The following is a 15,043-nucleotide window of genomic DNA, read 5'->3' on the forward strand; positions in this document are numbered from 1 at the left end:
AATTTGAATGTTTTCTATCCTACAAAGAAAATGTTTTTTTGTGTAAAGAAACGAGCATTAACAAAAAATTCTACAAAACTATCTCCAAAAAGTAATGCATTGTATATTAAGTGTTTCTGTAGTTATAGGGGATTTTTAAATTAAAAAAAGCAAAAAAAATGATTTTTTTTGCTCGAAAAGTTTGCACAAACTAAATAAAGCCTTAAATTTGCACTCGCTTAACAGCACTGCTGGTCTATGGTGTAATGGTAACACAACTGTTTTTGGTGCAGTCTTTCTAGGTTCGAGTCCTAGTAGACCAACATAAAGCCTCTCAGAAATGAGAGGCTTTTTTTATGCAAAAAAAAATACCTTAAAAATTTGCATAAACTAAATAAAGTTCTAATTTTGCACCCGCTTAACAGCACTGCTGGTCTATGGTGTAATGGTAACACAACTGTTTTTGGTGCAGTCTTTCTAGGTTCGAGTCCTAGTAGACCAACATAAAGCCTCTCGGAAATGAGAGGCTTTTTTTATGCTGTAAATTTTAGTCCACGATTGTACTTGTAAAATCGGGGTTTTGATCAGGTTAAATGTCATTTTTTGATTAATAAATTATTTTTATATGTCTGTATATTAGTATTTTACATATATTTGATGTCACAAAAAAAATACTGCAGTGTTTTTTGTTCTTAACTGATTTAATAATTTAATTGATTGAAATTATGGACAATTTAAAAAAATTGAATTTTACAGAGTTAAATCCTTCTGAGATGAAATTAGTGCAAGGGGGAGGCTGGGTTGATGATGTGGTAAAAATAGTAGACTTTTTAGGTGGTAATCTCGATGCGGCTGCGGCGTATCTTGGTATTACTGTAGAAGAGATACGTAGGTTGTTAGGGTTGTAATATGTATTGAAGAGTATGTTACAAGTCTTTAATTCTTAATTTGTTGTAAAAAAAAAGCTTCTCATTTGAGAAGCTTTTTAAGTTGTGATTATTATATCTTTAAGGTAATTACAGGTTTCACAGCGTGATTGACTAACCCTTCGCTTATGCTTCCGTTAAAGAAGTGTGCAAAACCAGTTCTTCCATGTGTGCACATTCCTATTATGTCAGCGTTTATTTTGTTAGAGAAATTAATAATTCCTTTTTCAATATTGGTGTCATTGTAGGTTTGAGCTGTGTAATTGGTGATGCTAAACTGATCTACAAATTCATTAATGGCTTTCTCGGCAACGTGTGTAGGTTTAAAGCTGTTAGGAGTGCATATGTTTACAAGGTGTATTTTTGAGTCAAAGAATTTTGCAAAATTTAAAAGTTTTTCAAAAGGTTTTTTTGCTTCTTCTGAAAAATCAGAAGCGAAAACAATGTTAGTAGCATTAAAATTCGAAATATTTTCCTTGATAACTAGAACGGGTATTTCTGAATTTCGAACAACTTTTTCAGTATTAGATCCAATTAATAATTCTTCGACACCAGAAGAACCGTGTGAGCCCATTACGATTAAATCTACATCATGATCTTTGCTGATTTGAATGATACCGTGTATTGGTTTGTCCATTTTTACGATTTCGGTAACCTCTAATCCGTCCAGATAAGGCTTTGCAGAAACTTCGTCCAGCATTTCGTTGGCTTTTTTCATAAAAAGCATGCTTTCGGGAATGCTGATTCCACCCAGAATGGCATCGTTTGCTTGATGTGGTAATTCGAGCATATGTAAAATAATGATCTCGGAATTGTTTCTTTTAGCAATTTGCGCGGCGACTTTTAAAGCGTCTTCTGCATGTTCTGAAAAATCGGTAGGTACTAAAATTCGTTTCATAGTTTTGAGGATTAATTGTATGAATAATTCAGTATTTTAATGCTTATATAAAGATAAGAAATATTTTTAGAGCAATCAATTTATTTGATTTATAAAAAAATCACTATATTTGCACTGTTATTTATTAAAATCTAAATAATGAGGGGACTAAATGTCCCCTCTTTTTATAAAATTATGACATTTAAAGAAAAAGTAAACGGATTAATTACGGAAGCTCTTCTGGAAAAACCATCTATCTTTTTGATTGATTTGGCAGTTTCGGATTCTTTTAAAATTAGTGTTGGTTTAGACGGTGATAATGGAGTGGCACTGCAGGATTGCATCGATATTAGTCGTGCAATAGAGAATAATCTGGATCGTGAAGAGCAGGATTTTTCGCTTGAAGTAGCATCAGTTGGAGTAGGGTCGCCTTTAAAATTAATAAGACAATACAAGAAAAATATTGGTAGAACGCTGATTGTTACTACAAATACTGAAAAAATCGAGGCAGAATTGATAGAAGCTAATGATGTTTTTATAATTTTGTCTTGGAAAGCAAGAGAACCGAAAAAAGTAGGAAAAGGAAAAGAAACAGTTCAAAAAGAGCAACAAATACCTTATACAGAAATTAAAGAGGCAGTTGTTACGGTAACATTTTAATTTTAATTAAAAAATTCGCATGGAAAATTTAGCATTAATCGATTCATTCTCAGAGTTTAAAGATAATAAACTTATTGATCGTGTAACGCTTATGGCAATTTTAGAGGACGTATTTAGAAATGCATTAAAGAAAAAATACGGTTCAGATGAAAATTTCGATATCATTATAAATCCTGATAAAGGGGATATGGAAATTTGGAGAAGAAGAGTAATTGTTGCCGATGAGGATCTTGATTTTGAAAATGAGGAGATTACATTGACTGAAGCAAGAAAAATTGAAGCGGATTTTGAAATTGGAGAAGAGGTTTCTGAAGAAGTAAAATTAATTGATTTAGGAAGAAGAGCTATCTTAGCGCTTCGCCAAAATCTAATATCTAAAATTCATGAGCACGATAATACAAATCTTTACAAACAATTTAAAGATATTATCGGTGATATTTATACAGCAGAAGTGCATCACGTACGTCCTAGAGTAGTTATTTTGGTTGATGACGAAGGAAATGAAATTGTTCTTCCAAAAGAAAAACAAATTCCATCTGACTTTTTCCGTAAAGGAGATAATGTTCGCGGTATTATTGAAAGCGTTGAATTAAAAGGAAATAAACCTCAAATTATTATGTCTAGAACTTCAGAAAAGTTCTTAGAAAAATTATTTGAACAAGAAATTCCAGAAGTTTTCGACGGTTTAATTACAGTTAAAAATGTAGTTCGTATTCCTGGAGAAAAAGCAAAAGTAGCTGTTGATTCTTATGATGATAGAATTGATCCAGTAGGTGCTTGTGTGGGAATGAAAGGTTCTCGTATTCATGGGATTGTTCGTGAATTAGGAAATGAAAATATTGATGTAATCAATTATACAAACAACATTCAATTGTTTATTACAAGAGCATTAAGCCCTGCAAAAGTTTCTTCTATCAAAATTGATGAAGATAACAAAAGAGCTGAAGTATTCTTGAAATTAGAAGAGGTTTCTAAAGCAATTGGTAGAGGTGGTCACAATATCAAATTAGCTGGTCAATTAACTGGTTATGAATTAGATGTTATTCGTGAAGGAGATGTTGCCGGTACTGTTGCAGATGAGGATGATGTTGAATTAACAGAATTTTCAGATGAAATCGAAGAATGGGTAATTGAAGAGTTTGCTAAAATAGGTTTAGATACTGCAAAAAGTATCTTGAAACATGAAGTAGAAGATTTAGTAAGAAGAACAGATTTAGAAGAGGAAACAATTCTAGATGTTATGAAAATACTAAAAGAAGAGTTTGACAGCTAAGAGATAGCTGATTCTGCTCTAACAACACAACGAAAAAGGTAATAATAAAAAGGTTATATGTCTGAAGAGAGAGTAATAAGAATAAATAAGGTTTTAAGGGAATTAAATATTTCGTTAGAAAGAGCTGTAGATTATCTAAAAGATAAGGGAATTGCTATTGATGCAAATCCTAATGCAAAAATTTCTGATAGTGAATTTAATATCCTTCAAAGTCAATTTGCGGGCGATAAGGGGAATAAGGAGGCTTCAAAAGAGGTTGGAGAAGAGAAAAGAAAAGAAAAAGAAGCATTGCGTGTAGAACGTGAAAAAGAAATTGAAGACAAACGCAGACAAGAAGAAGAGCGTCAAAAACAGCAAGAAATAATAAAAGCTAGAGCTGTTGTTTCAGGACCTGTACAAGTTGGTAAAATCGACTTGAATCCAAAAAAACCTGCAATTACTCCTTCTGAAGAAACAACTAAGGTTGAAGAACCAAAAGCAGTTGTTACACCTGTGCAGTCAGAAAAACCAGTTCAAAATGAAACTGTAAAATCTGAACCAGTAGTATCACAGCCGGTTTCGGAAACAAAAAAGGTTGAAAAACCTATTATTACTGAGAAAAAAGAAGTGAAATCAGAATCTAAAGCTGCGCAGGAGCCAATCGTATCGACTGATCCAGCAACTTCAGAGGAAACGATCACTACTCAATATCAAAAGCTTTCAGGAACAACTCTTACAGGGCAGACAATTGACTTGTCTCAATTTAATAAGCCTAAGAAAAAGAAAGAAGATCCTAAAGCGGCTCAGAATAAACCAGGTACTCCTGGGGCTGGTGGTAATAACGCAAATAAAAATAAGCGTAAAAGAATTGCTCCTAAACCTGGAACTCCTGGAGCGCCAAAACCTGCAACGGGTAATAACGCGCCTGGCACTCCAAATCCAAATAAAATTACGCCAAATAATAATGGTGGAGGTTTTAATGCTAACAGAAGTGCTAGACCTGGTTTCGTAAAAGGAAATCGTCCTGCGATTGTAGCTAAAGTTGAGCCAACAGAAGAAGAAGTAAAAAACCAAATTAGAGAAACTCTTGAAAAACTTCAAGGTAAAGGAGGGAAATCTAAAGCGGCAAAATACAGAAGAGATAAAAGAGAAACGCACCGTCAGAAATCTGATGATGAGCAGAGAGCACTTGACGAAGGAAGTAAAACTATTAAGGTTACGGAATTTGTTACTGTAGGTGAAATTGCAATCATGATGGATGTGCCGATTACAAAAGTAATTGGAACTTGTATGTCTCTTGGAATCATGGTAACCATGAATCAGCGTTTAGATGCTGAAACATTAACTATCGTTGCAGATGAGTTTGGTTACGATGTAGAATTTATTACAGTAGATATCGAAGAAGCGATTGAAGTTGTAGAAGATAAAGAAGAAGATTTAGTAACAAGAGCGCCAATTGTTACAGTAATGGGTCACGTTGACCACGGTAAAACATCTTTACTGGATTATATTCGTAAAGAAAATGTTATCGCGGGTGAATCTGGAGGTATTACACAGCACATTGGAGCATATGGAGTTACTTTAGATAATGGACAAAAAATAGCTTTCTTAGATACTCCTGGTCACGAGGCGTTTACCGCAATGCGTGCACGTGGAGCTCAAGTTACAGATATTGCTATTATTGTAATTGCTGCGGATGATGATATCATGCCGCAAACTAAAGAGGCAATCAGTCACGCTCAAGCGGCTAATGTGCCAATTATATTTGCGATCAACAAAGTGGATAAGCCAAATGCTAACCCTGATAAAATTAAAGAAAGATTGGCAGGTATGAATTTACTTGTTGAAGACTGGGGAGGAAAAATCCAATCTCATGATATTTCTGCAAAAACAGGATTAGGAGTAAAAGAATTACTTGAAAAAGTTTTATTAGAAGCTGAAATCTTAGATTTAAAATCGAATCCAAATAAAGCGGCTCAGGGAACTGTAGTTGAAGCTTTCTTAGATAAAGGAAAAGGATATGTTTCTACAATTTTAGTTCAACACGGAACTTTGAAAATTGGAGATTACATGTTGGCTGGAAAACATCATGGTAAAGTTAAAGCGATGCATGATGAAAGAGGGCATACTGTTTTACAAGCAGGACCTTCAACACCAGTTTCTGTTTTAGGTTTGGATGGAGCTGCTACTGCAGGAGATAAGTTCAATGTATTTGAAGATGAAAAAGAAGCAAAACAAATTGCATCTAAACGTTCTCAATTAATGCGTGAACAATCTGTACGTACACAAAGACATATTACACTTGATGAAATTGGTCGTCGTATTGCTCTTGGTCAGTTTAAAGAATTAAATGTTATCCTTAAAGGAGACGTTGATGGATCTGTTGAAGCATTATCAGATTCGTCTCTCTAAACTTTCTACAGAAGAAGTTCAAATTAATATCATTCATAAAGGTGTTGGTGCAATTACAGAAACTGACGTTAACTTAGCTTCTGCATCTGATGCAATTATTATTGGATTTAACGTTCGTCCTGCAGGAAATGCTAGACAGCTTGCTGATAAGGAAGAAATCGATATCCGTTATTATTCTATTATTTATGCTGCTATCGATGACTTGAAAGATGCAATGGAAGGAATGTTAGCACCAGAGATGAAAGAAGAAGTTTTAGGAACTGCGGAAATCCGTGAGATTTTCAAAATTTCTAAAGTAGGTTCAATTGCAGGTTGTATGGTAACAGATGGTAAAATCTTGAGAAGCTCTAAAATTAGAGTTATTAGAGATGGAGTTGTAGTTCATACAGGTGAATTAGTTGCTTTAAAACGATTCAAAGATGATGTTAAAGAAGTAAGTAAAGGTTATGATTGTGGTATTCAAATAAAAGGATTTAATGACATTGAAATCAACGATGTAATTGAAGCTTACCATGAAGTAGCTATTAAAAAGAAATTGAAATAATATTCAATAAATTATATGTAAAGTCCCAATGCAAATTGGGACTTTTTTTTATGGTTATGTTTAATTGCTGGCTTATTTTTTTATGAATTAAATGTGTAATTTAGTTGAATCAATTTTATAAAACTTATTGAATATGAAACTAAGAATATGTACAATTTTTTTGTTAATTAGTTTTTCTTCTTTATGCTTTTCACAGGAAGCTGTAGAGAAAGTTGCGCCTCCTGCTGGTAATGCATTAGTTGGAGATTACTATGGATCAGATGTTTCAAATGGCTCAGTTAATAAGGCGATTTCGGTTGAGAAATTAGAGAAAGATTTAAAGATTACTAACAAAATAGAAAATGTAGCTGTAAAAGGCGAAGTGACGGATGTTTGTCCAAAGAAAGGATGTTGGTTGAGTCTTAAGGCTGAAGATGGATCTGTTTTCTTTGTTAAAATGAAAGATTATGCTTTTTTTGTTCCTACAGCACTAAAAGGTAAAAATGTAGTTTTAGAAGGTGTTGCTGAGAAAAAAGTTACTTCTGTGGAAGAATTGAAACATTATGCAAAGGATGCTAAAAAGACAAAAGATGAAATAGATGCGATCAAGTCACCAAAAGAGGAAATAAGATTTTTAGCGAATGGAATTAAAGTAGTAAATTAATTGTTGCTGCGATTCAAGTATTAAAATTTTGATATAAAACTGATTTAATGAAAGTTTGGACAATGTTGCTTCAGTCTATAATTAAAAAGAAGGTTTTGTTTTAAAATGATTGTTTTTACTTGTGTTTAATGAATTGTAGTCACTATCGAGAATATAAAAAAAGCGAGATATTTATCTCGCTTTTTTAGTGTCTTATTTTCCAGGTTTGAGTAAAAAAACGCTTTTATATCTTTTTTTAATTTCGGCTAAATTTCTTTCAGCTTCTATTCTGGTTTTAAAGTTTCCTACAATTACTTTATAATTTGGAGTGCTAAATATAATTGTTCCGTCAATGTTTGAATTTTCTCTTTTAAAATCCGACAGTGTTTTTTTTGCTTCATCGCTTTTCCCGCTGAAGATTTGGATTCGATAAGTATCGTTTGTATTTATTGACGTGTTAATTTTACGTTTGTCATTTAACAATTGCTCAAATTTAGGATCTTGATTCAATGTTAAATTTTGGTCTTGTGCGTTAATGTTATGCGCAAAAGCAATCGTTGTAATTGTTAATAAAAGGCTTTTTGAAGGACTTAAAATTCTCATAATGTGATGGTTTTTATGCAAAAATACTATTTAAAGTTTGAGTGTAAAATTTTAATATTATTTAGAATTGATATAAATTGATATTTAAGGGTATTTTAAGGTTTTGAGAATAGTTCATAAGTCGTATTTTTGTGCAAGTTTTAAAAGAGGGTGTGTGTTTTTACTGAATCTAATACAGAAAAAATCATACCAAAAATTAGTAGACAATTATTTATACTATATGAAAAAGGTGGGTAACCATAATTCGATCTCAAGAAAATTGCTGTTTGGCTTATCGCTGACGTTAATTTTCTCCCTAACTTCATTTGCTCAAGATGCTGCTGCTCCGGCGGCGCCTGAAGCTGCGGCTGCTGCTCCTGCTGCAGGTGGCGGTGATCCAGTAAAAGGGAAGGAACTTTTTAATGCAAATTGCGCTGCATGTCACAAATTAGATGCTAAATCAACTGGTCCTGCTTTAAGAGGGGTAGCGGCTAAGCATGATATGGCTTGGATTTACAAGTGGGTGCATAACAGTTCTGACATGATTAAGTCAGGTGATCCTGTTGCTGTTAAACTTTTTGAGGAAAATAACAAAGCTGTTATGACTTCGTTTCCTCAATTGTCTGAAGGAGATATTGATAATATTATAGCCTATACTTCTGAAGTAAAAGCTGAGCCTGCAAAGGCTCCTGGGGCTGCAACGCCTCCTGGTACTGATGTTCAAGGCGGTGGAATTTCAAATAACATTATTTTAGGAGCTCTTGCTCTTGTAATGGCTATTTTAGTTGTGATGTTGTTCATGGTGAACAAGGTTTTAACTAAAGTTGCAAATAAAAATGGTATTGAAGTTGCTCCAAAAGAAGCTAGAACTCCAATCTGGAAAGCTTTCGTTAAAAATCAATTCTTGGTTTTAGTGACTTCTATCTTTTTGCTTTTGGCAAGTGGTTATTTTGTATACGGATACTTGATGCAAGTAGGTGTAGATCAGAATTATGAGCCAATTCAGCCAATTCACTATTCTCACAAAATTCACGCTGGTGATAACGAAATCAATTGTAAATATTGCCACTCTGCTTCTCGTGTAAGTAAAACAGCTGGAATTCCTTCATTGAATGTTTGTATGAACTGTCATAAAAATATTTCTGAGGTTGCTGAAACAACTGCTACTCCTGAGTACAGTAAAGCTTTCTATGATGCGCAGATTCAAAAATTATATGATGCTGTTGGATGGGATAAGACTAAACAGGCTTATACTGGAAAAACTCAACCTGTAAAATGGGTTCGTATTCATAATCTTCCTGATTTTGTTTACTTCAATCACTCACAACACGTTTCTGTTGCTGGAATTGAATGTCAAACTTGTCACGGACCAGTTCAAGAATTTGAAATCATGAAGCAATACTCTAAATTAACAATGGGATGGTGTGTGGATTGCCACAGAAAAACTGATGTTAAGATGGAAGGTAACGCTTACTATGATAAGATTCATGCTGAACTTTCTAAAAAATACGGTGTAGAGAAATTAACTGCAGCGCAAATGGGAGGTTTAGAATGCGGTAAATGCCACTATTAATCGATTTATTAAGATTTTAATATATATATACAATGTCATCAAACAAAAAATACTGGAAAAGTGTTGAAGAGCTAGAAAATAGCTCTATTGTTGAGGCGCTTAGAAATAACGAGTTTGTTGAAGAAATTCCTACTGATGAGTTTTTGGGTAACGCTGATGCTTTATCTACATCAGGGACTTCACGTCGTGACTTTTTAAAGTACGTAGGGTTTAGTACTGCAGCTGTTACATTAGCTGCCTGCGAAGGTCCTGTTCACAAGTCTATCCCTTATGTATTACAACCAGAGCAAATCATTCCTGGTGTTGCGGATTATTATGCAACTACAGTTTTTGATGGTTTTGATTTTGCTAATCTTTTGGTGAAAACTCGCGAGGGTCGTCCAATTAAAATTGAAAACAATAAAATTGCAGGAGCTAAATTTTCTGCGAATGCTAGAATTCATGCTTCTATATTAGGGTTGTATGATAGCGGTCGTTTGAAAGAGCCTAAAGTAGATGGAAAAGATTCTACTTGGTCTGCTGCTGATCTAAGAATCAAATCTAGCTTAGCTGATGCAAAAGCTAAAGGTGGTCAAGTTGTATTGTTAACTAATACTTTAGCAAGTCCATCTACAGAAAAATTAATTGCTGAGTTTATTGCTAAAAATCCTAATGCGAAGCATGTTGTCTATGATGCAGTTTCTTCATCTGAAGCTTTAGATGCTTTTGAATCTGTATTTGGTGAGAGAGCTTTAGTAGATTACGATTTTTCAAAATCTTCTTTAATTGTATCTGTTGGTGCTGATTTCTTAGGAGACTGGCAAGGTGGTGGATATGACACTGGATATGCACAAGGACGTATTCCTCAAAACGGAAAAATGTCTCGTCACTTTCAGTTTGAATCAAATATGACATTATCTGGAGCTGCTGCAGATAAGCGTGTTCCAATGACTACAGCTGTTCAAAAACAAGCTTTAGTTCAAATTTATAATATTATTGCAGGTGCTTCTGTTCCTGTGGCTTTAGATGAAAAAGTTAAAGCTGAAGTAGTAAAAGCTGCTCAGCAACTTAAAGCTGCTGGACCAAAAGGAGTTTTAGTATCTGGAATTGAAGATAAAAATGCTCAATTATTAGTATTAGCTATTAATCAAGCATTGGCTAGTGAAGCTTTCACTACAGCTGGAGCAAGACAAATTAGAAAAGGTTCTAATGCAGTTGTTGCACAGTTAATTAAAGATTTGAACGCTGGAAGTGTTCATACTTTAATTATGAGCGGAGTTAATCCAGTTTATACATTAGCTGATTCTGCTGCTTTCGTATCTGGATTGAAAAAAGTTAAAACTTCTGTTGCTTTTGCATTAAAAGAAGATGAAACTGCATCAATTGTTACAGTTGCTGCACCGGCTCCTCATTATTTAGAGTCTTGGGGTGATGTTGAATTGACAAAAGGAACTTATAGTTTGACTCAACCTACTATTCGTCCTATCTTTAATACAAAACAATTTCAAGACGTTTTATTATCATTAAATGGTACTCCGGGTACTTTTTATGATTATATAAAAGCAAATTCAGGAGTGTTTACTGCTGGGTCATCTTGGAATAAAGTCTTGCATGATGGTGTTTATGTAGTTGGTGCTACTGCTTTGGCTGGTGGCGCAATTGATGCTACTGCTGCTGCAAGTGCTGTTGCAAGATCTAAATCAGCTGGAGACTTTGAGTTAGTATTGTATACTAAAACGGGTATGGGTGATGGACAACATGCAAATAACCCTTGGTTGCAAGAATTTCCAGATCCAATCACAAGAGTTTCTTGGGATAACTATGTTACTGTTTCAAATGCTGATGCTAAGAAAATCGGTTTGTCAAATGAAATTGTTGCAAACGGAGGTTTAAATGGTAGTTATGCTACTATTACGACAGCTGACGGAGTTAAATTGGAAAATGTTCCAGTTATCGTTCAGCCGGGTCAAGCAGTTGGAACTATTGGTTTAGCTGTTGGTTACGGACGTAAAGCATCTCTAAAAGAAGAAATGCAAGTAGGTATTAATGCTTACGCTTTATATAAAGGATTTAATGGAGTTCAATCTGTATCTATCGTTAAAGCTGGTGGAGAACATGAGTTTGCTTGTGTTCAAGGTCAAAAAACTTTAATGGGTAGAGGAGATATTATTAAAGAAACTTCTTTAGAAGTATTTAATACTAAAGATGCAGAACATTGGAATGAAAAACCAATGGTATCTTTAGATCACCAAGAAGTAGAGGCTACAACAGTAGACCTTTGGGAATCATTTGACCGTACAACTGGTCACCATTTTAATCTTTCAATTGACTTAAACGCTTGTACTGGATGTGGTGCTTGTGTTATTGCTTGTCACGCTGAGAACAACGTTCCTGTTGTAGGAAAAGCGGAAGTTAGAAGAAGTCGTGATATGCACTGGCTGCGTATCGATAGATATTATTCTTCTGAAAGCACTTTTGAAGGCGATAACGAAAGAAAAGAAGGAATTGCTGGTTTATCTAGTTCATTATCTACATTTAATGAGATGGAAAAACCTGGAGATAATCCTCAAGTAGCATTCCAGCCAGTAATGTGTCAGCATTGTAACCACGCACCGTGTGAGACAGTTTGTCCTGTGGCTGCTACATCTCATGGTCGTCAAGGTCAAAATCATATGGCTTACAACAGATGTGTTGGTACTCGTTATTGTGCAAACAACTGTCCTTATAAAGTACGTCGTTTCAACTGGTTCTTATATAACAAGAATAGTGAATTCGATTATCATATGAATGACGATTTAGGTCGTATGGTATTAAATCCAGACGTAAACGTTCGTTCTCGTGGTGTTATGGAAAAATGTTCTTTCTGTATCCAAAGTACTCAAGCTGTAATTCTTCAAGCAAAACGCGAAGGAAGAGTAGTTGCAAAAGATGAGTTTAACAATGCTGTTGCTTGTTCTGCTGCTTGTTCTTCTGGAGCTATGATTTTTGGAGACGTTAATGATAAAGAAAGTGAAGTTGCTAAACTTGCTGAAAGCGAAAGAGCATATCACTTATTAGAGCATGTGGGTACAAAACCAAATGTTTTCTATCATGTTAAAGTTAGAAATACTTAGAAAAATTATTAATTAAGAAACAATATAAAGGATTATGTCGTCTCATTACGAAGCACCCATTAGAAAACCTTTAGTTATAGGTGATAAATCATATCACGATGTAACTGTAGATGTGGCAGCGCCTGTTGAAGGACCTGCAAATAAACAATGGTGGATTGTATTTACAATCGCATTAGTAGCCTTCCTTTGGGGGTTAGGTTGTATAATTTACACCGTATCTACCGGTATCGGAACATGGGGATTAAATAAAACAGTTGGTTGGGCTTGGGATATCACTAACTTCGTTTGGTGGGTAGGTATTGGTCACGCCGGAACATTAATTTCTGCGGTATTATTACTTTTCCGTCAACGTTGGAGAATGGCTATTAACCGTTCTGCAGAAGCGATGACTATCTTCTCGGTAGTACAAGCAGGTCTATTTCCAATTATTCACATGGGACGTCCATGGTTAGCATACTGGGTTTTACCTATTCCAAATCAATTTGGATCTCTATGGGTAAACTTTAACTCACCATTACTTTGGGACGTATTTGCGATTTCAACGTATCTTTCAGTATCATTAGTTTTCTGGTGGACTGGTTTGTTACCTGACTTTGCAATGCTTCGTGATAGAGCTATAACTCCATTTAATAAAAGAGTTTATTCTATCTTAAGTTTTGGATGGAGTGGTAGAGCAAAAGATTGGCAGCGTTTTGAAGAAGTATCTTTAGTATTAGCTGGTTTGGCTACTCCTCTTGTACTTTCTGTACACACGATTGTATCTATGGACTTTGCTACTTCTGTAATTCCTGGATGGCATACAACAATTTTCCCTCCTTACTTCGTTGCGGGAGCGGTATTCTCAGGATTCGCAATGGTTAATACATTGTTGATCGTTATGAGAAAAGTATCTAATCTTGAAGCATACATTACATTACAACATATTGAATTGATGAATATCATTATTATGATTACTGGTTCTATTGTTGGGGTTGCTTATATTACTGAGTTATTTGTAGCTTGGTATTCAGGAGTAGAGTATGAGCAATATGCATTCTTAAATAGAGCTACTGGACCTTACTGGTGGGCATATTGGTCGATGATGACTTGTAACGTGTTCTCTCCTCAGTTCATGTGGTTTAAAAAATTAAGAACTAGTATCATGTTCTCATTCATTATTTCGATTGTAGTAAATATCGGAATGTGGTTCGAAAGATTCGTAATTATTGTTACTTCTTTACATAGAGATTACCTTCCATCTTCTTGGACAATGTTCTCACCAACATTTGTTGATATTGGAATTTTCATTGGAACAATTGGTTTCTTCTTCGTATTGTTTTTATTGTATTCAAGAACTTTCCCTGTAATTGCTCAGGCAGAGGTTAAAACAATTTTGAAAGGAACAGGAGATAATTACATTAGAGAAAGAGCAAATAAAGATTCACATCATGAGTAATAAAGTTATATACGCCATTTATAATGACGATGACATTTTGATGGATGCAGTAAAGAAAACTAGAGCTGCTCATCATCATATTGAAGAGGTTTTTACTCCATTCCCAGTTCACGGATTGGATAAAGCTATGGGATTAGCACCAACAAGATTAGCAATATGTGCTTTTTTATATGGATGTGTTGGTATTTCTGTTGCAACAACTATGATGAGCTACATCATGATTCATGACTGGCCACAAGATATTGGAGGTAAACCAAGTTTTAGTTTTATACAAAACATGCCTTCTTTTGTGCCAATTATGTTTGAGATGACTGTATTCTTCGCAGCTCACTTAATGGTAATTACTTTTTATATGAGAAGTAGATTATGGCCTTTTAAAGAAGCTGAAAATCCAGATGTTAGAACAACAGATGACCATTTCTTAATGGAAGTTGCTGTAAATAATAACGAAGCTGAATTGGTTTCTTTCTTTGAAGGAACGGGTGCGGTTGAAGTTAAAGTAATAGAAAAGAATTAATTGTAGCTATGAAAAGGATATATAAAATAACACTTTTAGTTGGTATAACTATTTTAGTTTCATCTTGCCACAATAATTCGGCACCGAACTATCAGTATTTCCCTAATATGTATGAATCTGTAGCTTATGAGCCATATACAGAAGCAAAAATATTTAAAGGAGGAAAAGAAGGACAGCTTCCTGTTGCAGGAACTATTAATAGAGGTTTTGAGCCTTATGAATATGAAAATTCAACTGCTGGTTACGAATTGGCAAAAGCTAATTTAAAATCTCCTTTGGATTCTATTGAAAGAAATTCTGGAAAAGGTAAAGAGCTTTTCGAGATTTACTGTATCAGCTGCCATGGCGCTACTGGTAATGGTAAAGGTAAATTGGTTGAGAGAGAAAAATTTCTTGGAGTACCTAGCTATAAAGACAGAGAAATCACTGAAGGAAGTATCTTTCATGTTGAGACTTATGGTTTAAATGCAATGGGTTCACATGCAAATCAATTAAGTGCTCACGAACGTTGGTTAGTTGCTGACTATGTTCTGAAACTAAAAAGCCAATTATAATTGTTGAACAAACTGATC

The 15,043-nt window shown here is 34.5% G+C and carries 11 protein-coding genes, 2 tRNA genes and 1 pseudogene; 12 read left to right on the forward strand and 2 right to left on the reverse strand.

Annotated elements, in window-relative coordinates:
- The first annotated feature begins 231 nt into the window (after window positions 1-231).
- From QE431_RS02455 to QE431_RS02465, 3 genes are all read left to right on the forward strand, one after another.
- Window positions 232-302: transfer RNA gene (locus QE431_RS02455), tRNA-Gln, on the forward strand.
- A gap of 108 nt (window positions 303-410) precedes the next feature.
- Window positions 411-481: transfer RNA gene (locus tag QE431_RS02460), tRNA-Gln, on the forward strand.
- A 223-nt stretch (window positions 482-704) separates the two neighbouring features.
- Entirely contained in the window at window positions 705-887 is a 183-nt protein-coding gene (locus QE431_RS02465) for a hypothetical protein (protein ID WP_134139347.1), read from the forward strand.
- A 91-nt stretch (window positions 888-978) separates the two neighbouring features.
- On the opposite strand, the gene QE431_RS02470 is transcribed toward QE431_RS02465, so the two are convergent.
- The gene (locus QE431_RS02470; RefSeq protein WP_307292203.1) at window positions 979-1,803 is read right to left on the reverse strand and encodes a universal stress protein; all 825 of its coding nucleotides are present in this window, start codon (window positions 1,801-1,803) and stop codon (window positions 979-981) included.
- Window positions 1,804-1,977: 174 nt separating this feature from the next.
- Between QE431_RS02470 and rimP the strand changes: the two genes are divergently transcribed.
- From rimP to QE431_RS02490, 4 genes and pseudogenes are all read left to right on the forward strand, one after another.
- Entirely contained in the window at window positions 1,978-2,442 is a 465-nt protein-coding gene (rimP, locus tag QE431_RS02475) for a ribosome assembly cofactor RimP (RefSeq protein WP_057117677.1), read from the forward strand.
- 19 nt (window positions 2,443-2,461) lie between these two features.
- A complete protein-coding gene (nusA, locus tag QE431_RS02480; protein ID WP_057117460.1) occupies window positions 2,462-3,715 on the forward strand; it encodes a transcription termination factor NusA in 1,254 nt (417 codons plus the stop codon).
- A gap of 57 nt (window positions 3,716-3,772) precedes the next feature.
- A pseudogene (gene infB / locus QE431_RS02485) lies at window positions 3,773-6,650 on the forward strand (translation initiation factor IF-2).
- A 133-nt stretch (window positions 6,651-6,783) separates the two neighbouring features.
- A complete protein-coding gene (locus QE431_RS02490) occupies window positions 6,784-7,293 on the forward strand; it encodes a DUF4920 domain-containing protein (protein ID WP_307292207.1) in 510 nt (169 codons plus the stop codon).
- Window positions 7,294-7,485: 192 nt separating this feature from the next.
- Here QE431_RS02490 and QE431_RS02495 read toward each other — a convergent pair whose 3' ends face one another.
- Window positions 7,486-7,875, reverse strand: a complete 390-nt coding sequence (locus QE431_RS02495; protein ID WP_057117457.1) for an SPOR domain-containing protein — start codon at window positions 7,873-7,875, stop codon at window positions 7,486-7,488.
- Between the two features lie 220 nt (window positions 7,876-8,095).
- On the opposite strand from QE431_RS02495, the gene QE431_RS02500 reads away from it, so the two are divergent.
- From QE431_RS02500 to QE431_RS02520, 5 genes are read left to right on the forward strand one after another with little or no spacing between them, the layout of a single operon-like run.
- Window positions 8,096-9,427, forward strand: coding sequence for a c-type cytochrome (locus QE431_RS02500; protein ID WP_134139352.1), 1,332 nt, complete (start codon window positions 8,096-8,098; stop codon window positions 9,425-9,427).
- Window positions 9,428-9,459: 32 nt separating this feature from the next.
- A complete protein-coding gene (locus QE431_RS02505) occupies window positions 9,460-12,519 on the forward strand; it encodes a TAT-variant-translocated molybdopterin oxidoreductase (protein WP_307292209.1) in 3,060 nt (1,019 codons plus the stop codon).
- Between the two features lie 34 nt (window positions 12,520-12,553).
- The gene (gene nrfD, locus QE431_RS02510) at window positions 12,554-13,954 is read left to right on the forward strand and encodes an NrfD/PsrC family molybdoenzyme membrane anchor subunit (RefSeq protein ID WP_012023712.1); all 1,401 of its coding nucleotides are present in this window, start codon (window positions 12,554-12,556) and stop codon (window positions 13,952-13,954) included.
- The gene (locus QE431_RS02515) at window positions 13,947-14,471 is read left to right on the forward strand and encodes a DUF3341 domain-containing protein (RefSeq protein ID WP_057117454.1); all 525 of its coding nucleotides are present in this window, start codon (window positions 13,947-13,949) and stop codon (window positions 14,469-14,471) included. Before nrfD ends, QE431_RS02515 begins: the two co-directional genes overlap by 8 nt.
- An 8-nt stretch (window positions 14,472-14,479) precedes the next feature.
- Entirely contained in the window at window positions 14,480-15,025 is a 546-nt protein-coding gene (locus tag QE431_RS02520; protein WP_057117453.1) for a cytochrome c, read from the forward strand.
- Window positions 15,026-15,043: the final 18 nt, after the last annotated feature.

The organism is Flavobacterium sp. SORGH_AS_0622, from assembly GCF_030818825.1.
Taxonomy (GTDB): Bacteria; Bacteroidota; Bacteroidia; order Flavobacteriales; family Flavobacteriaceae; genus Flavobacterium.